Here is a 24,812-nt window from a genome sequence, read left to right on the forward strand (position 1 = left end):
AATAAAAAAGAAGATAGGAGGAGAAAACATGTGGCTTTTGTTTGAGGTAATAGCAGATAGTATATAATTTTATCCCAGGACTGACTCGAAGTTAAAGTGTCATATTGTAAAGTTAAATGAAGGTATAAGATACATAAGTTTCATTTAGAATAATTGAAGAATTAAGAAAATTATTTGGTTGTTTCCAATAAGGCATTATTACCAATGTTAAAAAAGAAACAGAAAGAATTTCTTCAATTAATACATAGCGCACATGAAAAAGGATCTAAGAATTATTTTATTTTTCATATTTGCTGTAACAAGTGGTACAATGAAACCTTAATGTGAAAAATAAGGAAAAGAAGTGATCTGTTTGAAAACCTTTTTAGAATTAGGAATTAGTGAGACGTTAAATCAAACACTACGTGAAAACGGGATAGCTGAAGCAACGCCAATTCAAGAGCAAGCAATCCCGGTCGTTACGGCTGGAAAAGATATAATTGGGCAAGCAAAAACTGGTACAGGTAAGACACTTGCATTTGTCTTGCCAATTTTAGAAAAAATCGATCCTACGTCAAGTGATGTACAAGCTTTAATTGTTGCGCCAACTAGAGAATTAGCACTGCAAATTACAACTGAAATTGAAAAGATGCTTGTTCATAAAGAAAATATTAATGTTCTTGCGATATATGGCGGTCAAGATGTAGCACAGCAAATGAGAAAGTTAAAAGGAAGTACACATATTGTTGTAGCAACACCCGGACGTTTATTAGATCATTTACGCCGTGAAACGATTGTATTATCCAATGTTTCTATGGTTGTGTTAGATGAAGCGGATCAAATGCTTCATTTCGGATTTTTATACGATATAGAAGATATTTTAGATGAGACACCTGAGAGTAAACAAACGATGTTATTTTCAGCGACGATGCCAAAAGATATTAAAAAGCTTGCGAAGCGCTATATGAAAGAACCTGAAATGATTCGAATTCAAAGTGAAGAAGTAACGGTGAATAATATTAAACAACGTGTGATTGAAACGACAGATCGTGCAAAGCAAGATACGCTACGTTATGTGATGGACCGTGATCAGCCGTTTTTAGCAGTTATTTTTTGCCGTACAAAGCGTAGAGCGAGTAAGTTATACGCTGATTTAAAAGGCTACGGTTATAATTGCGATGAACTTCATGGTGATTTATCTCAAGGAAAACGTGAACGAGTGATGAAGAGTTTCCGTGATGCGAAAATTCAATATTTAATTGCAACAGATGTAGCAGCACGTGGATTGGATGTAGAGGGTGTAACACATGTATTTAACTACGATATTCCAGAAGATGTAGAAAGTTACATTCACCGAATTGGAAGAACTGGACGTGCTGGTGGATCGGGCCTTGCAATTACATTCGTTGCACCAAAAGATGAAATGTATTTAAAAGAAATTGAAAAAGGTATTGGTGCAACACTACAAAGACAAGTAATCGAACAGCCTGCTAAACAAAAAAATGAAGTGAATGAAACAAAACAAAAGCAACAAATGAAAAAGCCAATGAAAACAGGTCAATATCGTCAAAAAGATAACCACGGAGAATCGAAAAATTCAAAACAGCGATCATTTCATAAACCAAGTAAGAAGAAAAGTAGTATAAAGCAAGGACAGCAAAGACGAGGTCGTTAATATAGAGTACGTGTTAAGAACAAAAGTCGTTTTCTTTTAAAGAAGGAAACGACTTTTTTATTCATAGCACTACTAGTAAGTTCACCTGGAATACCCCTTATTAAGTCAAAGCAGGTGTGTTAATATTTCTGAAATAAATTGTGGTATAATTTACATATAGGGGGACAGTAGATGACACAACATAAAGAAGAACAAATGAATCAAGCACTTGCATTGTTTTATTTTGCATATAAAACATTTACAGAAAAACCAGATGAAATTATAAAAGAATATGGTATACAGCGGGTGCATCACCGAATTTTATTTTTTATTGCTCGTTTTCCAGGGCTCAGTATAAATGAATTGTTATCTCTGTTAGAAATAAGTAAACAAGCTCTTCATGGACCACTTCGTCAGCTTCTTGAAAAGGGGCTTATCGAAAGCAATGAAGCAGAACATGATCGTCGTGTGAAACAGCTTGTCCTAACGCAAAAAGGAGCAGAGTTAGAAAAAAAACTGAGTGATGTGCAAAGAAAACAAATGGGAAGGATTTTCACGAAATTTGGTGAAACATGTGAAGAAAATTGGCATCAAGTTATGACTGAACTAGCAAATAATCGTTTAGGTTTTGATGCATGGTTATCTAAGCGTGAAGAGCCAGTTGATTAAAATGAGTAAATAAATTATTCGTCTGTTTTTAGAGTTTGAAAAAACAATTTTATCCATGAATGTTGACAACTAGGGATGAATCATAGAATAAATGGATAAAAAATTCACATTACCAGATACTTTATTACGTGTACACATTACAAAATGTAAATAGTTATTTCCGAAAGGGGAATTATTATGATAAAACTTGTACTCATTCGTCACGGACAAAGTTTATGGAATCTTGAAAATAGATTTACAGGATGGACAGATGTAGATTTATCGAAAAATGGATTAACCGAAGCAAGGGAAGCAGGTGCAATATTAAGAAACAATGGATATACGTTTGATGTTGCATATACGTCTGTTTTGAAACGGGCAATTCGAACGTTGTGGATTATTCTGCATGAAATGGACCTTGCATGGGTTCCTGTACATAAATCATGGAAGTTAAATGAAAGACATTACGGAGCATTGCAAGGGTTAAATAAGGATGAGACAGCAAAGAAATATGGTGATGAGCAAGTTCAAATATGGAGAAGAAGTACGGATGTAAGACCACCAGCTCTTACTGAAGATGATCCAAGGTATGAAGCTGATGATCCAAGATATAAATTTTTGAAAAAAGGCGAATTCCCGCTTACAGAATGCCTAGAAGATACAGAACAAAGAGTACTGGAATTTTGGCATAAGGAAATTGCACCGATGTTACAATCAGGACAAAGGGTCATAATCTCCTCTCATGGGAATACGATTCGTGCTCTTGTGAAATATTTAGATGATTTATCGAATGATGGTGTTGTGTCATTGAATATTCCAACGAGTATACCACTCGTATATGAATTAGATGACAATTTACAACCCATTCGTCATTATTATTTAAGTATGGACGGTGCAGTACCTAAAGGTGTAATTCCAAAGCATATATCTTGATAAAAAATATTTGTGAAAGTTTGAAATGCATGCTTGTCTACATGTAAAATGTAGATTCATTATAAAAGACGTGGCTTTCTTCTCATGTATATGCAGTATAGCTTATTTTAGAAGGTTGTCCATGTCTTTTGTCATAATGAGAGAGAGTTGAGCATGTAATGATATCGTGAGAAGTTTTTGAATGGAGGGTGATGTAATTGACAGTCTCTAACATTCGAATTGGTTTGTTTTTTCTTGTACTAGTTTTTTTATTTCTTATTTTCTTTTATTGGAAAAATGAAGAGTTGTACGAAGAGAAAAAACAGCTGATTCGAAAAACATGGTATGGTGTTTTTATTACATCAGTCACAATTTATTTCATGGTGAAAGGAATTGATTTAACCCTCTGGAAAAACATTTTAATGTTCGTTGCAATGGTCATATTTGTTGATATTGCGTTTATTTTAACTCCAAACATTTCGGAAATATGGGGGGCGAAATTTAGTGATATTGGAAAGACCGTTCAATCTATTAAACGATCATTAATTGCTTCGAAAGCACGAGGTGAAATTTACACAACAATTATTCAAAATGTAAACCCAGTGGCATTTGGGACGATGGAGTGGCAAACTGAAACAGAGTATGCAAAAAGCTTAAATGTATTTCTTGATACGTATGGTGAAAAAATTGGAGCAAAAATCGTTGTATTTGTGACAGCCAATGAATTAAATACAAATTTCCGTGGTATCCGCTCTCAATTTAGTATTACAGTACCTTTAGAACATATAGAGCAGTTAAATGCACAAAAAGCAGTGCAGGTTGAAAATGTTGGTATTATACCAGCGAAAATAGTAAAAGATGTTTGTATTGTTATTGATGGTCAAAAGAACAATCTTCAAGATCGGGATTTTGAAAATGTATATAATTTAACGATTCATCATAGTTATTTTAGTAAATAGGACAGAAGCAAAAGTTTCTGTCCTTCTTTCATACATAAATATAGACAAAGTTCGTGAAAATGAAACATAATTGAATAAATTTGGACAATCATCCCAACACTAGCAGGTAGAGGTGATTGTAGTGGAAAAAGAATATAGTAATGAATTTTTCAAAGAAGAAACTGAGGATACAACAGATTTCTCTTTAATAAAAGGAGATACAATGCAGCAAGTAGAAAGTTTAGAAGAAGAATTAAAAAGAAACGGATAAAAGTGCGTCTGGTTTATATTTGAGATATAATTAAGAGAGAAAGGTTGTATCTCTTTTATAAAAGGGGGAGGAAAAAATGCAAGAAATGAAACAACAAAAACTTTCTTTTTTTAAGGAAAAAAAAGAAGCACCAAATACAGATTTCTCTCTTGTAAAAGGTGCATTAACAGAAAATATTAATCGATTAGAAAAGCTCATGAATCATGATGCATCAAAATATATACAAAGAAAAAAAATGGAAGAAAATGTATAAAAGCATTTTCTTTTTTTATTTCTTCTTCATTCCTGCTCCGAATTCCTCAAAATCCAGTTTCTTATAATATGGAATATTTTCTTCTGTGCAAATTAATTGTAAATGCAGATTCCGTTTTTGGCATTTCACTATTAATTTTTGCACTATACCTTTTCCAATCCCTTGATTTTGGTAGGATGGATGAACGACTAATCCACATAGGTAAGCGTTAATTACCCCATCTGAAATGATACGCCCTGTCGCAATTAATTGATCGTTATCATAAACACTTATAACAAAAGTACTTTGAGTTAGAGCATGATGCAATTGCTCTTTTGAAAGCTTTAAAAAGTCATTCCAACCGACGGAATCGTATAAATCGAAAATATGTTCAGGATCAGGGAGGTTGTCTGTAAAATACATATACATTCTCCTTTTTTATGTATTATAAAAATTATAACAATATTCTGTGAAAAAAGTGTAGGATAGTTTTGTTAAATAGGATCGATAGGTTTACATCTTTCATAAAAAGTAAAATGATGAAGCGTGGTATAATGATAAAGAAAAGAATAATTTAAAATTCAAAGATTTATTTGAGAGGAGCTTTACAATGTATTCTACTTTAGAACAATTAACAAAGCACCCTGTATTTTATCATTTTGCAGAAATTTCAAAGGTTCCAAGAGGATCTGGACATGAAAAAGAAATTAGTGATTACTTAGTGAAATTTGCAAAAGATCGTAATTTAGAAGTTGTACAAGATGAAGCTTTAAACGTAATTATTAAAAAGCCAGCAACTAAAGGGTATGAAAATGTTCCAGCAATTATTATCCAAGGTCATATGGATATGGTTTGTGAGAAGAATCAGGCAACAGTTCATGATTTTGAAAAGGACCCAATCGAGTTACGAATTGTTGGCGACATGTTGTATGCAAATCAAACGACTTTAGGTGCGGATAATGGAATTGCAGTTGCATATGCATTAGCGCTTTTAGATTCAACAGATATCGATCATCCAGCACTAGAAGTTGTGATTACAACAGAAGAAGAGACAACAATGGGCGGAGCTTTTGCTGTTGATCCAAAGCACTTTGATGGAAAAATATTTATTAATATTGATTCTGAAGAAGATCATAAATTACTAGTGAGCAGTGCAGGAGGAGCAAAAGCAGTTGAAACAATTTCTGTTGTTTGGGAAGAAATATCTGCTGATTTAGCTGCATATCGTTTATATGTTGGAGGGCTAAAAGGCGGCCATTCGGGTATGGAAATTGATAAGCAACGCGGTAATGCAAACAAAGTTTTAGGACGAGTATTGCATGATTTATCGAATGAGATCCAATTTAACATGAGTGAAATCCATGGTGGATTAAAAACAAATGCAATTCCACGTGAAAGTGTAGCAACAATTTTATTATCTGCAAATGATGTACATAAGGCAGAAGAGAAAGTTGCAGATTGGACACGCATTTTACAAGAAGAGCTACGTGCTATTGATCCCGATGTACATGTGTCTCTTACGAAATTAGAAGAAAAAGTAGAAAAAGTATTTGCGAAAGAAACACAAAAACAGCTTATATCTTCTTTATTCTTAATTCCAAATGGTATTCAAAGTATGAGTATGGATATTAAAGGGCTTGTAGAAAGCTCAACAAATTTAGGAGTTATTGAAACATTACATAATGAAATTAAATTGCGAAACGAAGTAAGAAGTTCAGTAAGTAGTCTAAAGCAGCATATTACGAATGAAATTAAGCATATTGCAGAATTGGTCGGAGCAAAGTTTGAGAAGGAATCAGAGTATCCAGAATGGCCATATAATCCAAATTCATCGATTCGTGATTTGTTTGAAAAAGTGCATAAAGAAAAATATAATAAAGATGTTGAAATCTTCGCAGTACACGCTGGTATCGAATGCAGTGTATTTGTTCAAAAAATGCCTGAATTAGATGCAATTTCATTTGGACCAGATATTTTCAACGTTCATACGCCGGATGAACATATTAGTATTTCTTCTGTTATTAATAACTGGGGATACTTCATTGATGTAATGAGAGAAACAAAATCTTTAATATAAATATGAATGAATCGAACTGTCTAAGATTTTCTTAGGCAGTTTTTTGATGTATTTATAGGATTTCTCACACGGATAGGGTGAATTGTGAATTTGAAATAAAGTCGTACCGTTTATAAAAAAGATGTACCATTTTGAAGAAAGTTATTCCGTTTGCAAAAAAGTTACCCCGCTTTGCCCCTTTTCGATTAAAGGGTTCAGTGTGAGTCTCAATCAAATTTTATTCCAAAGCCACAGAAACCTCTTGGCATCTAAGGTTTTATTGTTGAATATTCAGAATTTTAACAATAGATTAAATTTAATAAGGTGTCTGAAATGAGAAAATTGATTTACCTGTCCATTTTTTTACTGTTTACAGGGATAATAAGTTTTACAGCTCAAGCTCAAACACCAAGTAAAGAAGTTACTTTTAAAGAAAAACTTAACGTTAAAAAATTAGATGTCGTTGAATTTTTCTCTGAACATAATGGAACGTTTATATTACGTGATGTTAAAACGGGAGAAACCTTTGTCTACAATCAGGAAAGAGCTAACACAAGACAAACCCCGGAATCTACATTTAAGGTCCCTAATGCCTTAATTGGGTTACAAGTCAAAGCTGTTCGAGATGAGTATGATGTAAAACGATGGGATGGCGTAAAACGTGAATTTGATACATGGAACCGTGATCATATCCTTGGATCGGCTATGCGTGAATCAGCTATTTGGTATTACCAGGAAATGGCTAGGGATATTGGAGAGCAACGCATGAATGATTGGATACAAAAAGTCTCGTATGGAAACGAGGATATTAGTGGAGGAATCGACCATTTCTGGTTAAGCAGCTCTTTAAAAATTAGTCCTCTTGAACAAGTTGATTTTATCGGGAAGTTGTATAAAGAAAAACTTCCGTTTGATAGACATGTAATGAAAACTGTAAAACGAATGATGATCCAAGAAGAAGGGGATTACTACACACTTTATGGGAAAACGGGGACAAGATTGTCTGATTTAGGATTAGGCTGGCTTGTTGGCTTTAAAAAATAGACAATCGTTCTTATGTTTTTGTAACAAACATTGATGGTACGGGTACAAAAGCTAAAAACATCACATTGGATATCTTAAAGAAGTACCGCTTAATGTCCCGTTATAAAAATGTTTTAGACCGAACATCATTGATCTAATTAGATTCCCCTATTCATATTTTTCTACATTTGTAAAATAAAGATTTAGACTGATGACTAAGTTTCATTTCGTGAAGAAAGTTTTTAATAAAATAAAGTATTAGACTATATGGTAGCCTTACATGTATACAGTATACAGGATTTCATAGCTCAATATAGAACATTAAAAGAGTGTTGATATATTAAAAAAGGGGAAATATACATGAAACTTACAAATGATGTAAAAGCCATTGTCTTAGATCTCGATGGAACTCTATTAAATTCACAAAAAGAAGTGTCTGAAAGAAGTAAAAAAGCCATTTTGACAGCTCATGAAAAAGGTCTTGCTGTTATATTTGCAACAGCACGGCCACCAAGGTCTGTTAATGACTTTTTATGTAGGGAGCTTCAGGAAATAGCATCTGTTGTTTATTATAACGGTGCTTTATCCATAGATAATCAATTAGGTAAAAAACATTATCCAATTGAACAAATATTGACGGAAGAAATTCTAAACTATATACATACGAATCAGCCAGATACTTATATTTCCATAGAGTCTGAAGATGCTTGGTACAGCAGCCAAACTTTAGACTATAAACAGGTCATGAAAGTTACAACAAACCCTACAGTAATAACCATTGATGAACTTAGAAAGACACAAGCTTCCAAAATACTGATTTCTCAATGCTATGACTATAAAAGTTTACAGGAACTCTTTGCAGATAAAGTTAACATGATACGCACTGACTCGGGAAGTTTGATTCAAATTATGGATAAAGATGTGTCGAAAGAGCGCGCTGTTATTGATATCTGTGCAGCTAAGAGAATACCTATGGATTGTGTTATGCCTTTTGGGGACGACTGGAATGATTTTAATTTATTTAGGGAAGCTGGATTACCAGTGGCAATGGGTAATGCTATTCCTGAGTTAAAAGAAATAGCATTTTTTGTTACCGGAAACAATGATGAAGAAGGTGTGGCACAGGTGTTAGAACAAATAATCTTTGCTGCCAATCCAAGTAAAAACTAATGTGAATGGAAAGTCCCTTCAGTTCTTAAAAGGGACTTTTAAAGGTTTTGCGATACTCTGATTTTATGTTAATAAAGGGTGTTTTCATATCTAAAAAACATTTTCAGTCTACAACTATTTTTTAACAGTCTAATACTTTATTCTATAGTCTAAAATATTTTTTTAATGGGGCACTTAAAGTATTTTTATTATTTCCACTGTCTACTTGACAGGGAGCTGCTCATCTTTTTTTAATGGATCCTTTCTGTTTACCATAGAATGTGGATTTGTAAGAAGTTTTTAATCAAACTTTATTTAAAAGCTACATGAATAGGTGATGTCAGTATTTGCAAATTTAGCTGGCAAGGGAATTAAGAAGGTGATAATTTCATGTACTGTATTGAAAAGAAAATAAAACATTATATTCAAAAAACACAATAGTATCTATTCTATCAAGATAAGTTATATAATAAAATACTAATAATACGATTTGAAAAGGAATGCTAAAAAATACATACTGATTGCACCTTTATAAGGAAGGGAAATATGAAAAAAGATATAAAAGGTTATTCATTATAAGTATATTAGTAGTAGGAGTTAGTGCATTTTCATATCTGCAAAACAATGTATTAAGTATAGGAAAAGTATTGACAACATCAAGTAACATACCTGCTAATTTTAAAGGGTTTAAAATGGTCCAGTTGTCGGATTTACATAGTAAAACATTTGGAGAAAATCAGAAAGTTTTAATTGAGAAAGTAAAAAAGTAGCAGTTTAGGGAATAGCATCATTCCTCAAAGGGTTTTTAATAGACAGGAGATTGTAGTCGTACAGTTTAATTAATTTGTACGACTTTTTTATTTGTTTTCGATGAAATTACTGTTATCTATTCACCAATACTCTTTTGATAGAAAATAGTATTGATGATGGAGAAATTTACATGAAAGATTGAAATTCTCTATAAAGTACAAGTATCCATTACAGTTTTGTTAAATTTTTTCAACGCTACATAAACTAACAAATTTTGACGTCCTTTCTTTGTTATAGTTTAAATAATTAAAATAATCAGTTTTCGTTTAAGTGAAAATGTTTATGACTTGTGCATATAAAAAATATTATAAAGGGGTGTACACATGTATAAAGAATTTGAAATTGAGGAATACACTGCAATTGAGGAGCAAATTCATTATTATAGTCAAAGTTTATTAGTGAATCATCCTGAGCAAATAATAAAGTATTTGGAAAAAAGGCTAGAAAAATATACGGAAACTTTAAAATATGCACATTTGTATCCGGAAAAAGTTATTTCACCTATACAACAACTAATTATTGAATATTCTTTAGATGTTGCTAGAATTAGAAAATATTTAAATTTAAAGACTTAATTTGTAATCATTTGAAATGAATCAGAGTCGACAGTGAGAAAATATATTCTACTGTCGACTCTGATTCATTTTCTATAACAAACTTAGTTGTTAGAAGTTTAGATTGAAAAAAATAATACTCATAAAAGAAATTTGACATATAATAATTCAAACGTATAATTAAAGTGAGTACTCACTCATTTTATAAAAGGAGGAGATTTTATTGCAACAACCTTCTGTTATTTTGCAAGATGTATCAAAGCGTTTTGGAAAAAAAGAAGTTTTGCATAATATTTCACTATCTGTAGCAGAAACAGAAATTTTTGGTTTAGTAGGCCCTTCAGGTTCTGGCAAAACAACACTTATCAAAATGATTGCTGGTATTAGTGAATCGACGACAGGTGAAGTAACAGCTTTAGGAACGAAAATGCCTAATTTAAACGGTATGAAGCAAATAGGCTATATGGCACAGGCTGATGCACTGTATGAAGAGTTATCTGCTTATGAGAATGCAGATTTTATCGCAACAATGTATGGATTGAAAGGTAAACGTAAGAAAGAGAGAATTGAAGAAGTTTTTACATTAGTTGAATTATCAGAGCATGCTAAAAAACAAGTGCAACACTTTTCAGGTGGGATGAAGAAACGGTTATCTCTAGCGATGGCACTTTTACATGAACCAAAGCTTTTAATTTTAGATGAGCCAACGGTTGGAATTGATCCGGTTCTTCGTAAATCTATTTGGGGAAAATTTCATGAACTCAAAGGACAAGGAACAACGATTATTGTGACTACACATATTATGGATGAAGCTGAATTTTGTGAACGTCTTGGATTAATTAGAGATGGGAAGTTAATTGCAACAGGAACCCCAAATGATTTAAAAGGTCGAACTTCATCAGGGCGGATTGAAGATGTCTTTCTATTGGAAGGAGCGGTTGAATCATGAGAATTGGTGGTGTAATTATTCGGATTATTCGGCAATTTTTCCGGGATAAACGATCGTTGGCAATGATGTTCGGAGCGCCAATGTTACTCCTTTGGTTATTATCGCTAGTGTTTACACAAAAGGATTACACTCCTCATATTGCATTAATAGATGCTCCAGCACCTATAGTGGAATCAATGAAAAAGCAAGATGCTACCATCTATGAGTATAATAAAGATAAAGCGTATTCTAAGTTGAAAAATCAACAAGTAGATGCCATTATTACTTTAGAAGATGGAAAAGTGAATGTGTTACTAGAAGGTAGCGATTCTTCAAAAAACCGTGCCGTGCTACAAGCATTACAAAAGGCCACAGAAAAAAATGAAATGCCTGGTATGAAACCAAAAATTGATTTTTTACATGGTTCCGCAGATTTTACGATGTTCGATGGACTCGGACCGGTATTAATTGGCTTTTTCACATTCTTCTTTGTCTTTATTTTATCAGGAGTTTCATTTGTGCGAGAACGTTTAAGTGGGACGTTGGAAAGACTGCTATCTACTCCAGTGCGTCGCTGGGAAATTGTCATGGGTTATATACTGGGATTTGGTATTTTTGCTTTGTTACAATCTGTTATCATTGTAAGCTTCTCTGTTTATATTCTTGATTTATATGTAGCAGGATCACTGTGGCTTACATTACTCATTACATGTATGCTTTCACTAACAGCGTTAACACTTGGTACTTTTTTATCGGCATACGCCAATAACGAATTTCAAATGATTCAATTTATCCCACTTGTTATCGTACCGCAAATTTTCTTTTCAGGTTTATTTCCAATGGAATCAATGAATAAGTGGCTACAAATGCTTGGAAAGTTATTTCCGCTCACATATGGTGCTGATGCGATGAGACAAGTGATGATTCGTAATCAAGGATTTGCTGAAATTGCGGGAGACCTTTGTGTGTTATTTCTTTTTGCACTACTATTTACAATAGGGAATATATTTGCTTTGAGGAAACATCGTAGAATATAAATTTTATTAAAAGGGGCATGATGCATGAAAAAAGATTGGTTAGAGGAGTTAATTGCTGCTACAGATACAGATAAGCGTAATGAACGACAAATGCGTATATTAGAAGCAGCGGTTGATATGTTTGGAGAAAAAGGGTATGCATCCACTTCAACAAGTGAGATTGCAAAGCGTGCTGGTGTAGCGGAGGGAACGATCTTCCGCTACTATAAAACGAAAAAAGAGTTACTTTTAGCGGTTGTAATGCCCACATTAACAAAGTTCGCTGCACCATTTTTTGTACAAGCTTTTGCAAAAGAAATACTGGAGAATACGTATGAAACGTATGAAGAGTTTTTAAGAATAGCAATACGAAATCGATTTGAGTTTGCTAAAAAACATTTTCCAATGCTAAAAATTTTAATGCAAGAAGTACCATTCCAGCCAGAATTAAAAAATGAAATACAACAATTAGTGGAAAAAGAACTTTTTTCCCGGTTTAAAAAACTAATTCTACATTTTCAAGAACAAGGGCAAATTATTGAAATGCCTACACCTTCAATTGTGCGCTTTACTTTATCTTCTATAATGGGGTTAATTTTAACTCGATTTTTATTATTACCTGAAGAAAAATGGGACGATGAAGTAGAGATTGAAAATACAATTCAATTTATATTGTATGGACTAACACCACGAACGTTGTGATAACAACGTTTGTGGGTTTTGATTTTCATATTTGTAAACATTGACTATCCCAAGATACTGTTAACCGCGTTTTTACTTTCTTAAATGCAAATGTACAAAGAAAGAACATTCAATTCGTACATCCGCTCGTATTGCAGGTTCAAAATTACCAATCAGTGCGTTAGCAATAGCAAGTTATGAATCTGCAAACAATACGCAAAAAGAAATTTTGAATAATATGCCACAACAAGATATGCGCTTTATTATCTTTTATTCTATTTTTGCACCAAAACCTTTTTTATTTACTATTCTCTTTGTACAATAAATGAGTAGCTGTTATCTCCATCGCCATGCGATTGTCGTATCTTCGATGTGAATAGCTGGAATATCAATTCCTAGATATTTCCCCTCATTTTCATCGGAAATAGACCGATTTTCATCGTATAGAAATTCAGGATTGATACTTTCAAAATCAAATGTACTATCCTCATCTACCATTTCATGAAAATATTCCTGAAATGGAAATGTATTGTTCCATACATGGTGTTTCTACAAAAACATCTGTGATTTCGCCTATTTCAGTATCTTTAAAGTATAATTTCATATTTGCACCTTCTTATTCAGGAATTTTGAAATAGTCTTTTGGTATTTCACCTTTTATCAAATACTCATTGTCTCTTTTAGTCCACTTTAGAGCAAGTTTTTTTCAATGAGATGTCGTTATTTTATCTTGTTTAATTAAACGCTCGATTTGTTTTGAACTTAAGATTGCTACATCTTTTATATCTCTATTACGGATTGCTGTTCGTAAACCATTAAAGATTCCTTTACCAACGGGTGTAAGGCCTGCAAAAACCATGACACCTGCCCCACCACGTTTCCACCATGAAAGTTTTTCTCCCGTGTCAGGGTCCACACCTTCTATAACACACCTTACATCATATTCACCCGAAAGTTCACCCGTTAAATCCCTGGCTGCTTTCTTTAAATCATCGCCATTTTCTTCAGAAGAAGACGTATAATCTACTGTCTCACTTTCAACTAGATTGTCACCTTCAAGAGTTTCGGATTGGTGAGCTCTATCTTCTGTAATTTTTTGAATAGATGCCGTCCACTCCATGTTCAACCCTTGCGTACTAAATGTGCCACTTGCCGGACTAAAGCCTTTTCCGCTTTGGACTTCCGCTAGACCCGTCGCAATGCTAGCTGCTAATTGAATTGCTGTACTATAGTTATTGCTAGAGGTCTGATTGAATTGATACAGATGATCTAACTTTTCTTGCAATTTTTGCCTCATGACAGTAAAAAGATCCGCCATAGCGTCCATACCCGGGATTGGCATAGCTTGACTGACTGTTTCCATACTTGTTTTCATTCGGTCAATTTCTTGAATTTGTTCTAATATTTCTTGTTCGATTACATCCGTTGAAGCTACCTGTGATTGAAATTGACAAGGAAGGGGAGTGCCTAATATGTATGTCCATTATCTTACTGTTCTTCATAGGAACACCCCTGGAAAAATATTGTTTTAGTTATAACAATAAATGGTTAAATTCTCCTCCGAAAAATACAGTTTGTGTAAAATGTGTTTCTCGTAGTTCTGAACAAGGAAACAAGAATTAATCTGATATAGCGTAGAGGTAAAGAAGGGGAGAAGATTATAATAGAAGAAATATAAAAAAAGTGCTAACAAGTTTGCAAATGAACTTGCTAACACTTATATGAAATAGATATTAATTATCGCTGATATGTCACTCATATTTAGTCATAATAAAAAGAGAAAATACAAACTAACTTTGCTTAGAATACTCATCGTAGTCCAATTTATATTATACGAATTAACGCCGTGGGGGTAATAAAATGCGACAATTTGCAAAACCAACAGTTGTTGTAAGTAAATGCCTAGAATTTGATGCTTGTCGTTATAATGGAGAAATGATTTCAGATGTTACAATTCGAAATTTACAACCATTTGTTACATTTATTCCGGTATGTCCTGAAGTAGAGATTGGATTAGGAATCCCTCGTGAAACGATTCGGATTATTGAAGATGAAGGAATCCACAAACTTGTACAACCTTCAACTAAAGAAGATGTAACAGAAAAAATGCAAAGTTTTTCTAATCAATTTTTAGGTTCTTTACCAGATGTTGATGGTTTTATTTTAAAGAATCGTTCTCCAAGTTGTGGAACTAGAGATGTGAAAATTTATACAGGATATGAAAAATCACCAGTAAAAGAGAAGGGTGCTGGTTTGTTTGGTAGCGCTGTATTAAAAAAATTTTCGCATATTGCAATAGAGGAAGAAGGTAGATTGTCGAATTTTATTATCCGTGAACATTTCTTTACTAGGCTGTTTACAATCGCTAATTTTAAAATATTAAAACATAATAGAAACTTGAAAGATCTCATACATTTTCAGTCTGATAATAAATATTTATTTATGGCATATAATCAAGTGAAACAGAAAGAATTAGGGCGTATTATCGCGAATCCCAAAAAGGAAAAGATTGAAGTTGTTTTTGAAAATTATGAGAAGACTTTGCATGAATTGTTAATGCGCACACCGCGCTATACATCGAATATAAATGTATGTGCGCATATTTTGGGATACTTTAAAATGAAGTTAAAGAAACAAGAAAAAGAGCATTTTTTAGGATTACTTCACAAGTATGCTGAAAAGAAAATTCCACTTAGCAGTTTGCTTGCAATCTTAAAATCATGGGCGATTCGATTCGAAGAAAACTATTTATTACGACAAACATATTTTGAACCGTACCCTGAAGTATTAGTAGAAATCTCAGATTCAGGAAAAGGAAGAGATTATTAAAGAAAAAACCTCATAATTCGACACCATTATTCCTATGTTGTTGTAGAACAATGTAGGAATTTTTTTGTGCATGAGTACAGAATCTGTTTTAAAATTAAATTATGACAGAATTATAACAATTATCTAACTACTATCCTTATCTTTTAAAAAGCAATGTTTGTAGTACAGACTCGCACGCTGTCGAAACTCAATATTCGATAAGGGGTGTGTGGCGGAATGGAATTTACTCTAACTCGCGAAAAACAAATGATTAAAGAAATGGTACGTGACTTTGCTGAAAAGGAAATCGCACCAAAAGCTGTGTATTATGATAAAACAGCTGAGTTTCCATACGAAACGTTTCAAAAAATGGGCGAACTAGGTTTGTTAGGAATCCCATTCCCAGAAGAGTATGGAGGTTCTGGCGGCGATACTGTATCGTACGCATTAGCTGTTGAAGAAATTGGACGTGCTTGTGGCGGTACAGGCTTAAGTTATGCTGCAACAATTTCATTAGGTGCCTCTCCGATTTATTACTTTGGTACAGAAGAACAAAAACAAAAGTATTTAATCCCGATGGCATCTGGAAAAACATTAGGTGCTTTTGGTTTAACAGAACCGAACGCTGGATCTGATGCAGGTGGCACACAAACAAAAGCATTTTTAGATGGTGATGAATACGTAATTAGTGGTGAAAAGTGCTGGATTACGAATGCGGAGTATGCAAATACAATTATTGTAACCGCTGTCAACGGTGTTGAGGAAAATGGTAAAAAACGTATTTCTGCATTTATTGTACCGACAACAAGTGAAGGTTTAACGATTTCAAGTCCATACGATAAGATGGGGGTTCGCGCTTCTAATACTTGCGAAATCGTACTTGATAGCGTTCGTGTACCGAAAGAGAATATTCTTGGTGATGTGAATAAAGGATTTAAGCAATTTTTATATACACTTGATGGAGGTCGTATTTCCATTGCGGCATTAGCTGTAGGGATTGCACAATCTGCTTTTGAGCGTGCACTTCAATATGCGAAAGAGCGTCAGCAATTTGGAAAAACGATTTCTAATTTCCAAGCGATTCAATTTAAACTGGCAGATATGGCTACTGAGGTGGAATTAGCGCGTAATTTAGTACATAAAGCAGCTTGGTTAAAAGATCATGATAAACCTTTCGGTAAAGAAGCAGCTATGGCAAAACTTTTTGCATCTGAAGCAGCTAGTCGTATTGCGAATCAAGCCGTGCAAATTCACGGTGGATATGGTTATATGCGTGAATATGAAGTTGAACGTCATATTCGCGATGCAAAACTTTTAGAAATTGGTGAAGGAACTTCTGAAATTCAACGTCTCGTAATTGCAAGACATTTAGGATGTAGATAAAAGGGAGGGTTCACTATGTTTCAAAAAATCTTAATTGCTAATCGTGGTGAAATTGCAGTTCGTATCATTAAAACTTGTCAAAAACTTGGAATACGTACAGTTGCTATTTATTCAGAGGCGGATGAAAATGCACTTCATGTCAAACTAGCAAATGAGGCTTATTTAGTTGGTGGTCCGCGTGTCCAAGAGAGTTATTTAAATCTCGAAAAAATTATAGACATTGCGATGAAAACAAATGCTGAAGCGATTCATCCAGGTTATGGATTATTATCAGAAAATCCATCCCTCGCGATTCGTTGTAAAGAAGAAGGACTTGTATTTATCGGCCCTTCTGAAGAAATTATTGCTAAGATGGGTAGTAAAATCGAATCGCGTCTGGCAATGCAAGAAGCAAATGTTCCTGTTGTACCAGGAATCACAACAAATATTGAGACTGCTGAGGAAGCGATTGAAATTGCAAAACAAATTGGTTATCCATTAATGCTGAAGGCATCCGCGGGCGGCGGAGGCATTGGAATGCAGTTGATGGAAACTGAGCAAACGCTCACCAAGGCATTTGAGAGTAATAAAACGCGTGCGCAAAACTTTTTCGGTAATGGTGAAATGTATTTAGAGCGTTATATTGCAGACGCGCATCATATCGAAATTCAGCTTCTAGCTGATACTCATGGAAATACAGTGTATTTATGGGAACGTGAATGTTCAGTACAACGCCGAAATCAAAAAGTGATTGAGGAAGCACCATCTCCATTTTTAGATGAAGCGGCTCGTAAAGAAATGGGAGAAGTTGCTGTACAAGCAGCAAAAGCTCTTGGCTATATAAATGCAGGTACTGTTGAATTTCTTGTAGATGACGAGAAAAACTTTTATTTCTTAGAGATGAATACGAGATTACAAGTAGAGCATCCCGTTACCGAAGAAATTACCGGTCTAGATCTTGTTGAACAGCAATTACTTATTGCATCTGGTGAAAAGCTTTCCTTTACGCAGGACGATATAAATCGTAGTGGTCATGCCATTGAAGCGCGTATTTATGCGGAGGATCCAAAAACATTTTTCCCATCACCTGGGAAGATTACGGACCTAACGTTACCAGAAAAAGTGCGCATTGATCACTTTTTAGAAAATAACGTGACAATCACACCGTTCTACGATCCAATGATTGCAAAAGTAATTGCTCATGGTGAAACACGTCAAGAGGCAATTGAAAAACTACAGAATGCACTTCAAGAACTGAAAGTGGAAGGCATTAAGACAAATACACCAATGCTACTGCAAGTATTAGAAGATGAAGTATTCCAAAGTGGAATTTATACAACAGGTTTTGTAACAAAACAACTTGTAAAAAAATAAGGTTTATGAATATTAAAGGGGGAAAAAATGATGACAAAAGTGTATGCATCGATGGCAGGTAATGTTTGGAAGATTGTTGTGGGAGTAGGAGATACAGTAGAAGAAGAACAGGATGTCGTCATTTTGGAATCTATGAAAATGGAAATTCCAATCGTTTCAGAAGAAGCCGGTACAGTCATGAAAATTAATGTGCAAGAGGGCGATTTTGTTAATGAAGGAGATGTATTAATAGAGATTGAATAGGGAGAAGAAGGGGTGAAATGTATTGAAGCTACCTACTTTTGCTGTCATTAAAGAAGTTGGACCACGTGATGGTTTGCAAAATGAGAAGAAAATTGTTGGCACAAAAGATAAAGTGAAATGGATTCAATTACTTTCAGAAGCTGGAGTATCGTATATTGAAGTTTCCTCGTTCGTTCACCCAAAATGGGTTCCTGCTTTAGCTGATGCAAGTGATGTGTTTTCAGAGTTAAAGCAGAAACCAGACGTTACATATGCTGCGCTTGTTCCAAATCAAAATGGTTTGGAACGAGCTCTTTTGCAAAATGTAGATGAGGTGAATGTTTTTTTATCAGCAAGTGAATCACATAATAAAAGCAATATCAATAAGTCTATTAAAGAAGCATTATCTGTTATAAAAGATATTACAAAGCAGGCACAATTTGCAGGTAAAAGAGTAAGAGGTTACGTTTCTACTGTATTTGGTTGCCCTTATGAAGGAGATGTAAGCATTGATGCTGTAGATGAGTTATGTAATCAACTCTTCTCATATGGCATTTATGAAATCTCACTTGGGGATACGATTGGTGTAGCAAATCCATTGCAAGTAGAGTATGTATTAGAACATTTACTTAAAAAATATGATTCTTCTCAATTCGCAATGCATTTTCATAATACGTACGGGATGGCGCTTGCAAATGTCGTTCAGTCATTGGCATACGGTGTTACGACATTTGATAGTTCTTGTGGTGGTCTCGGTGGTTGTCCTTATGCACCAGGAGCCTCAGGAAATGTTGCAACGGATGATCTAGTACATATGCTCCATCAAATGGGGGTACAAACCAATATAAATGAAGAAAAATTATTAAAAGCTAGCCAATTTATTCAAAGTAAGTTAAACATTCAATTGCCAAGTCATGTGTATAAAGCATTGCAACATAAAACAATAAGTAGGTGATAAAATGTTACAATTGCAAAATATTTCAGTGAATTATATAACACCGCATATTGTAAAAATAACATTAAATCGTGAACGACAAGCAAATTCGTTATCTCTTGCACTATTGGAAGAGTTGCAATCTACACTCACTCATATTAATGAAGAAGCTGATGTTCGTGTTGTCATTTTGACAGGAGCGGGCGAAAAGGCATTTTGTGCCGGAGCGGATTTAAAAGAACGTGCCAATATGAATGAGGAACAAGTACGTTATGCAGTCGGAATGATTCGTTCCACAATGGATATGGTTGAACAATTATCACAACCAGTTATTGCTGCAATAAATGGAATTGCACTTGGTGGTGGTACTGAATTAAGTTTAGCGTGTGATTTTAGAATTGCAGCAGAAACAGCAAGTCTTGGACTTACTGAAACATCTCTAGCTATTATTCCAGGAGCCGGTGGTACGCAACGACTACCAAGACTAATTGGTATTGGTAGAGCAAAAGAATTAATTTATACAGCAAGACGTATTTCAGCAAATGAAGCGAAGGAATACGGAATGGTAGAATTTGTTGTACCAACAAACTTACTAGAAGAAAAAGCAATTGAAATTGCAGAACGTATTGCTAGTAATGGCCCAATTGCTGTTCGATTAGCAAAAGAGGCAATTTCAAATGGTTTACAAGTGGATTTGCACACTGGACTACAAATGGAAAAGCTGGCGTATGAAGGTGTGATTCATACGAAAGATCGATTAGAAGGACTACAGGCATTTAAGGAAAAACGTAAGCCGATGTATAAGGGGGAGTAAATGTGCTAGAACAAAAACAACAATCTAATTCGTTTGCAGAACGTGTTGAAACAATTAAACAAGGCGGAGCTCCGAAATATCATGAGCAAAATAAAGAAAAAGGAAAAATCTTTGTTCGGGATCGTTTAGCTCTTCTATTTGATAATGGCGAGTATGTAGAAGACGCTCTCTTTGCAAATTGCGAGCAGTCAGGTTTACCGGCAGATGGGGTTGTAACTGCTACTGGTAAAATACACGGACGAACTGTATGTGTGATGGCGAATGATTCAACAGTGAAAGCTGGATCTTGGGGTTCTCGTACAGTTGAAAAGATTTTACGTATCCAGGAAACAGCTGAAAAGTTACGTGTACCACTGTTTTATCTAGTTGATTCTGCCGGTGCTCGTATTACGGATCAAGTTGAAATGTTCCCAGGCCGCCGCGGTGCAGGACGTATTTTTTATAACCAGGTGAAGCTGTCGGGTAAGGTACCGCAAATTTGTTTATTATTTGGTCCTTCAGCAGCTGGTGGTGCTTATATTCCTGCTTTTTGTGACGTTGTTATGATGGTGGAAGGAAATGCATCCATGTACTTAGGTTCACCGCGCATGGCTGAAATGGTTATTGGTGAAAAAGTAACATTAGAGGAAATGGGCGGTGCTCGTATGCATTGTTCCGTATCAGGATGCGGAGATGTGTTATGTAAAACAGAAGAAGATGCAATTGCTCAGGCAAGACAATATATTTCATATTTTCCAAGTAACTATCAAGAAAATGCTCCTGCGACTAAGCCTCAAGAACCAAAGCAGTTCGAAAAAACGTTAGAACAAATCATCCCAGAAAATCAAAATGCTCCTTTTAATATGAAAGATCTTATTAACCGTATTATCGATGAAGGTTCTTTCTTTGAAGTGAAAAAGTTATTTGCGCAAGAACTCATTACAGGATTAGGACGAATCGATGGGAAACCTGTTGGTATTGTTGCAAATCAGCCGCGTATGAAAGGTGGCGTATTATTCCACGATTCTGCTGATAAAGCAGCAAAGTTTATTAACTTATGTGACGCATATCATATTCCATTATTATTCCTTGCCGATGTGCCTGGATTTATGATTGGAACAAAAGTGGAGAGAGCTGGTATTATTCGTCACGGTGCGAAAATGATTTCTGCAATGAGTGAAGCGACAGTACCGAAAATTTCAATTATTGTTCGTAAAGCATATGGTGCTGGTTTATATGCAATGGCAGGTCCAGCTTTCGAGCCGGATTGCTGCCTTGCGTTGCCGACGGCTTCTATTGCTGTAATGGGCCCTGAAGCTGCTGTCAATGCTGTATACGCGAATAAAATTGCAGCGCTACCAGAAGAAGAGCGTGCAAGTTTTATTGCAGAAAAACGTGAAGAATATAAACAAGATATTGATATTTATCGACTAGCATCAGAAATGGTGATAGATGGTATTGTTCATCCGAATGATTTACGTGAAGAATTAAAGAAACGCTTTGAAATGTATATGAGTAAATATCAAGTATTTACAGATCGGAAACATCCAGTTTATCCAGTATAAAAGCCCTATTAAGGGCTTTCTTATTCGAAATATGAGGAGGGGAAAACAGTGAAACAAGCGGTATGGTTTCCAACAGAAGAATATAAAGAGAAAACGCGTTTACACGGATGGATGAAATCGCTGGGTTATGACGATTATGAAGCATTTTATAACAAGTCAATTGAAGAAACTGCATGGTTTTGGGGAGAAGCAGAACGTGCAGTTGGCTATCAATGGATGAGGCCGTATACAGAAGTGTTAGATTTAGCAAACGGTACACCGTTTGCACAGTGGTATACAGGGGGAACGTGCAATGTAGTTGAATCTGCCTTATCTCGTTGGCTTGCAGATGAAGAAACAAAAAAACAACCTGCCCTCATGTATGAAGGTGAAAATGGAACAACAAAAACATTTACATATGAAGAACTTGATAGCTGGGTAAGCCGCGTTGCGAATGGTTTGAAGCATATGGGCATTGAAAAAGGTGATCGTGTAACAATTTACATGCCGATGATTCCAGAAACAGTTGTTGCTATGTTAGCAGTAATGAAAATCGGTGCAATTATTTCTCCGATTTTTTCTGGATTTGCAGCTGATGCAGTTATGACGCGTGTACAAGCAGCAGGATCCAAAATGATTATTACAGCTGATGGATTCTCACGCCGCGGTAAAATCGTTTCATTAAAAGATGAGGTGGATAAAGCGTGTGAACATTGTCCGACTGTTGAGAAAGTTGTGATTGTCCGTCATGCCGGAAATAATTTTACACCTCACAATTATGATCTTTCCTGGAGTATTCTTGAAAAGGAAAAGCCATTTACACATGCTGAAGAAATGAAAAGCGATGATCCGCTTATGCTCATATATACATCCGGAACGACTGGTAAGCCAAAAGGAACGGTACATACGCACGCTGGATTCCCTTTGAAATCAGCATTTGATGCAGGATTTGGTATGAATATTAAGCAAGGTGATCGTGTGTTATGGGTAACTGATATGGGCTGGATGATGGGACCATTTTTATTATTTGGTTCCCTTATTAATGGGGCAACAATGGTCATGTATGAAGGTGTTCCGGACTATCCAGAAGCAGATCGATTATGGGAAACTGTCGATCGATATCAAATTACACATCTTGGAATTTCTCCAACATTAATTCGAGCATTGATGGCAAAAGGTGATGAATATGTAAAGAAACACTCTCTGGAAAGTTTAGAGGTATTTGCATCAACAGGTGAACCGTGGAATCCTGATCCTTGGATGTGGCTTTTTGAAACAGTTGGAAAAGGAAAGGTACCAATTTGTAACTATTCAGGTGGAACCGAAATTTCTGGTGGAATCTTTGGAAACGTGTTAGTTAAACCAATTGCGCCGATTAGTTTTAATGCATCATTACCTGGAATGGCAGCTGTTGTATTAGATGAACAAGGCAATCCGATTCTTGATGAAGTTGGCGAATTGTGTTTAGAAAAACCATGGGTTGGAATGACGAAAAGCTTCTGGGAAGATGACGAGCGCTACGTTAATACATATTGGTCGCGCTTTGATAATAAGTGGGTACACGGTGATTGGGTAATCTATGACGGTGAACAATATATCATTACAGGACGTTCCGATGATACATTAAATATTGCAGGAAAACGCATTGGACCAGCTGAATATGAATCAATTCTTGTAAAACATCCTAATGTAATAGAAGCTGCCGCAATTGGTGTACCAGATGAGGTGAAAGGGGAAGTCTGCCATTGCTTTGTTGTTTTACAAGAAGGAATAAAATTTACATCTGAACTAAAAAAAGAATTATTGAATTTAGTAAACTCTCATATCGGAAAGGCGTTATGTCCAAAAGATATTCATGTTGTAGAGGACTTGCCGAAAACACGAAATGCTAAAGTAATGAGACGGGTAATTAAAGCAGCATACTTAGGGAAAGAGTTGGGAGATTTATCTTCGTTAGTGAATCCAGAAGTTGTATCATATATTCAGGGGTTACAATCTGAGCAAGTATAAAAAATAAATAACGAACTCTTTTTTATAAGAGTTCGTTATTTATTTTTGGATATTCTATATTCTTTTCTATTGGATAACCGTTTATTTTTCTACCTCCTATGTTTTTGTCTTTATCATTTTCATCCTTTTTTCATATTGTGTAGTAAAAGAATAAAGGAGTGGAAATTATGGGTTGTCGTGATGAATGGTTTGAAAAAACCCATTCTAAATGCCGGGATCACAAAAAGCATTCTAAATGCAGGGATGATAATGATGATTGCTTGAAGAAATTTAAAGAGTGCAAAAAAGATCATAATGAAAAATGTGATTGTTGCTGTACAACTGGTATTTTCCGTAAGTTAAGAGAACTAAGAGATAGTTTTAATTTAGTTACTTTGATTTTAAGAGGAACTACAATTGAAATTGTTGGTGTTGTTGAATCTGTAAATTGTGATACTGTTACCATAAGAACCGGTCGTACTACACGCAGCACAGTATCTCTTTGTGAGATTATTGCAGTTAGTGAACAAGAACCAGAAATTGCTTCTGAAATACATGCAGAGCTTCTTAACATTGTAAAAAAGAATAACTAGTTTTCTTTAAAAGAAGCTATTTTCAAAAGCGAATGGCTTCTTATTTGTGATTCTCATAATTTAGTAGGTAAACTTATATGTGTAAAAAATTAATAGTAATGAGAAAATATCGAATTTATACAGGGGAGCTAACCAATGAGTAGATACCACATTGGGCTTTTTAGGACTCTTCTAATTGTACAAACGCTTTTCATCCTTTTACATATAGTATCAAATAGAGTTCATTATTTTAATGAATTCTACGACAGCTCTAGCTCCTAGCACGTTTACCGTAATCACATTAGATTCTATTATTTATGATTACTGGTAAGAAGTAAAACTCGCAAGCTTTGTGGTATAAGG

At 34.8% G+C, this 24,812-nt stretch carries 22 protein-coding genes and 3 pseudogenes; 22 read left to right on the forward strand and 3 right to left on the reverse strand.

What is annotated here, in order from left to right:
* Positions 1–343 precede the first annotated feature (343 nt).
* The 6 genes from BLV40_RS09590 to spoIISB all read left to right on the forward strand — a co-directional run bounded on the left by BLV40_RS09590 (position 344) and on the right by spoIISB (position 4,655).
* A complete protein-coding gene (locus tag BLV40_RS09590) occupies positions 344–1,654 on the forward strand; it encodes a DEAD/DEAH box helicase (RefSeq protein ID WP_090689333.1) in 1,311 nt (436 codons plus the stop codon).
* A gap of 171 nt (positions 1,655–1,825) precedes the next feature.
* The gene (locus BLV40_RS09595) at positions 1,826–2,302 is read left to right on the forward strand and encodes a MarR family winged helix-turn-helix transcriptional regulator (protein WP_090689336.1); all 477 of its coding nucleotides are present in this window, start codon (positions 1,826–1,828) and stop codon (positions 2,300–2,302) included.
* A gap of 177 nt (positions 2,303–2,479) precedes the next feature.
* The gene (gpmA, locus tag BLV40_RS09600) at positions 2,480–3,214 is read left to right on the forward strand and encodes a 2,3-diphosphoglycerate-dependent phosphoglycerate mutase (RefSeq protein ID WP_026590826.1); all 735 of its coding nucleotides are present in this window, start codon (positions 2,480–2,482) and stop codon (positions 3,212–3,214) included.
* 197 nt (positions 3,215–3,411) lie between these two features.
* Positions 3,412–4,152 carry a type II toxin-antitoxin system SpoIISA family toxin gene (locus BLV40_RS09610; protein WP_026590827.1) on the forward strand — a complete coding sequence of 247 codons (741 nt, stop codon included), beginning with the start codon at positions 3,412–3,414 and terminating at the stop codon, positions 4,150–4,152.
* A 121-nt stretch (positions 4,153–4,273) separates the two neighbouring features.
* The gene (locus BLV40_RS09615; RefSeq protein ID WP_026590828.1) at positions 4,274–4,402 is read left to right on the forward strand and encodes a hypothetical protein; all 129 of its coding nucleotides are present in this window, start codon (positions 4,274–4,276) and stop codon (positions 4,400–4,402) included.
* Positions 4,403–4,478: 76 nt separating this feature from the next.
* Positions 4,479–4,655, forward strand: coding sequence for a stage II sporulation protein SB (gene spoIISB, locus BLV40_RS09620; RefSeq protein ID WP_090689342.1), 177 nt, complete (start codon positions 4,479–4,481; stop codon positions 4,653–4,655).
* 15 nt (positions 4,656–4,670) lie between these two features.
* Here the strand turns inward: spoIISB and BLV40_RS09625 are convergent, their stop codons facing one another.
* Positions 4,671–5,057, reverse strand: a complete 387-nt coding sequence (locus BLV40_RS09625) for a GNAT family N-acetyltransferase (RefSeq protein ID WP_170833630.1) — start codon at positions 5,055–5,057, stop codon at positions 4,671–4,673.
* A 187-nt stretch (positions 5,058–5,244) separates the two neighbouring features.
* On the opposite strand from BLV40_RS09625, the gene BLV40_RS09630 reads away from it, so the two are divergent.
* The 7 genes and pseudogenes from BLV40_RS09630 (at position 5,245) to BLV40_RS09665 (ending at position 12,872) form a co-directional block, all read left to right on the forward strand.
* Positions 5,245–6,711 carry an aminoacyl-histidine dipeptidase gene (locus BLV40_RS09630; protein ID WP_090689347.1) on the forward strand — a complete coding sequence of 489 codons (1,467 nt, stop codon included), beginning with the start codon at positions 5,245–5,247 and terminating at the stop codon, positions 6,709–6,711.
* 312 nt (positions 6,712–7,023) lie between these two features.
* Positions 7,024–7,871 (forward strand): annotated as a pseudogene (blaOXA, locus tag BLV40_RS09635) (class D beta-lactamase).
* A gap of 202 nt (positions 7,872–8,073) precedes the next feature.
* Positions 8,074–8,883 (forward strand): Cof-type HAD-IIB family hydrolase, encoded by an 810-nt coding sequence (locus BLV40_RS09640; RefSeq protein WP_090689349.1) that lies wholly within the window; start codon positions 8,074–8,076, stop codon positions 8,881–8,883.
* Between the two features lie 1,112 nt (positions 8,884–9,995).
* Entirely contained in the window at positions 9,996–10,247 is a 252-nt protein-coding gene (locus BLV40_RS09650; protein ID WP_090689352.1) for a hypothetical protein, read from the forward strand.
* A gap of 202 nt (positions 10,248–10,449) precedes the next feature.
* Positions 10,450–11,175, forward strand: a complete 726-nt coding sequence (locus tag BLV40_RS09655) for an ABC transporter ATP-binding protein (RefSeq protein WP_090689355.1) — start codon at positions 10,450–10,452, stop codon at positions 11,173–11,175.
* On the forward strand, positions 11,172–12,191 hold the full coding sequence (locus BLV40_RS09660; RefSeq protein WP_090689357.1) for an ABC transporter permease: 1,020 nt from the start codon (positions 11,172–11,174) through the stop codon (positions 12,189–12,191). The genes BLV40_RS09655 and BLV40_RS09660 overlap by 4 nt, the downstream gene beginning before the upstream one ends.
* 24 nt (positions 12,192–12,215) lie before the next feature.
* Positions 12,216–12,872 (forward strand): TetR/AcrR family transcriptional regulator, encoded by a 657-nt coding sequence (locus BLV40_RS09665; RefSeq protein WP_090689360.1) that lies wholly within the window; start codon positions 12,216–12,218, stop codon positions 12,870–12,872.
* 315 nt (positions 12,873–13,187) lie between these two features.
* Here the strand turns inward: BLV40_RS09665 and BLV40_RS09670 are convergent.
* Together BLV40_RS09670 and BLV40_RS09675 are read right to left on the reverse strand one after the other, a co-directional pair.
* A pseudogene (locus tag BLV40_RS09670) lies at positions 13,188–13,455 on the reverse strand (hypothetical protein).
* A 102-nt stretch (positions 13,456–13,557) separates the two neighbouring features.
* Positions 13,558–14,301 (reverse strand): annotated as a pseudogene (locus tag BLV40_RS09675) (pre-toxin TG domain-containing protein); the annotation flags it as partial.
* A 410-nt stretch (positions 14,302–14,711) separates the two neighbouring features.
* Between BLV40_RS09675 and BLV40_RS09680 the strand changes: the two are divergent.
* The 9 genes from BLV40_RS09680 to BLV40_RS09720 all read left to right on the forward strand — a co-directional run bounded on the left by BLV40_RS09680 (position 14,712) and on the right by BLV40_RS09720 (position 24,470).
* Complete coding sequence (locus BLV40_RS09680) at positions 14,712–15,680, forward strand: YbgA family protein (RefSeq protein WP_090689362.1); 969 nt, start codon at positions 14,712–14,714, stop codon at positions 15,678–15,680.
* A gap of 216 nt (positions 15,681–15,896) precedes the next feature.
* Positions 15,897–17,042 carry an acyl-CoA dehydrogenase gene (locus tag BLV40_RS09685; RefSeq protein ID WP_026590837.1) on the forward strand — a complete coding sequence of 382 codons (1,146 nt, stop codon included), beginning with the start codon at positions 15,897–15,899 and terminating at the stop codon, positions 17,040–17,042.
* 15 nt (positions 17,043–17,057) lie between these two features.
* Positions 17,058–18,395 (forward strand): acetyl-CoA carboxylase biotin carboxylase subunit, encoded by a 1,338-nt coding sequence (locus BLV40_RS09690; RefSeq protein ID WP_090689365.1) that lies wholly within the window; start codon positions 17,058–17,060, stop codon positions 18,393–18,395.
* 27 nt (positions 18,396–18,422) lie between these two features.
* Positions 18,423–18,638 (forward strand): acetyl-CoA carboxylase biotin carboxyl carrier protein subunit, encoded by a 216-nt coding sequence (locus tag BLV40_RS09695; RefSeq protein WP_026590839.1) that lies wholly within the window; start codon positions 18,423–18,425, stop codon positions 18,636–18,638.
* Positions 18,639–18,660: 22 nt separating this feature from the next.
* The gene (locus tag BLV40_RS09700) at positions 18,661–19,572 is read left to right on the forward strand and encodes a hydroxymethylglutaryl-CoA lyase (protein ID WP_026590840.1); all 912 of its coding nucleotides are present in this window, start codon (positions 18,661–18,663) and stop codon (positions 19,570–19,572) included.
* A 4-nt stretch (positions 19,573–19,576) separates the two neighbouring features.
* Positions 19,577–20,365, forward strand: a complete 789-nt coding sequence (locus BLV40_RS09705) for an enoyl-CoA hydratase (protein WP_090689368.1) — start codon at positions 19,577–19,579, stop codon at positions 20,363–20,365.
* Between the two features lie 2 nt (positions 20,366–20,367).
* Positions 20,368–21,909 carry an acyl-CoA carboxylase subunit beta gene (locus BLV40_RS09710; RefSeq protein WP_026590842.1) on the forward strand — a complete coding sequence of 514 codons (1,542 nt, stop codon included), beginning with the start codon at positions 20,368–20,370 and terminating at the stop codon, positions 21,907–21,909.
* 48 nt (positions 21,910–21,957) lie between these two features.
* Complete coding sequence (locus BLV40_RS09715) at positions 21,958–23,898, forward strand: AMP-binding protein (RefSeq protein ID WP_026590843.1); 1,941 nt, start codon at positions 21,958–21,960, stop codon at positions 23,896–23,898.
* Positions 23,899–24,065: 167 nt separating this feature from the next.
* Positions 24,066–24,470, forward strand: a complete 405-nt coding sequence (locus tag BLV40_RS09720; RefSeq protein WP_211482113.1) for a hypothetical protein — start codon at positions 24,066–24,068, stop codon at positions 24,468–24,470.
* Positions 24,471–24,812: the final 342 nt, after the last annotated feature.

The sequence above is a fragment of the Bacillus sp. 166amftsu genome (genome assembly GCF_900107445.1).
Taxonomy (GTDB): domain Bacteria; phylum Bacillota; class Bacilli; order Bacillales; family Bacillaceae_G; genus Bacillus_A; species Bacillus_A arachidis.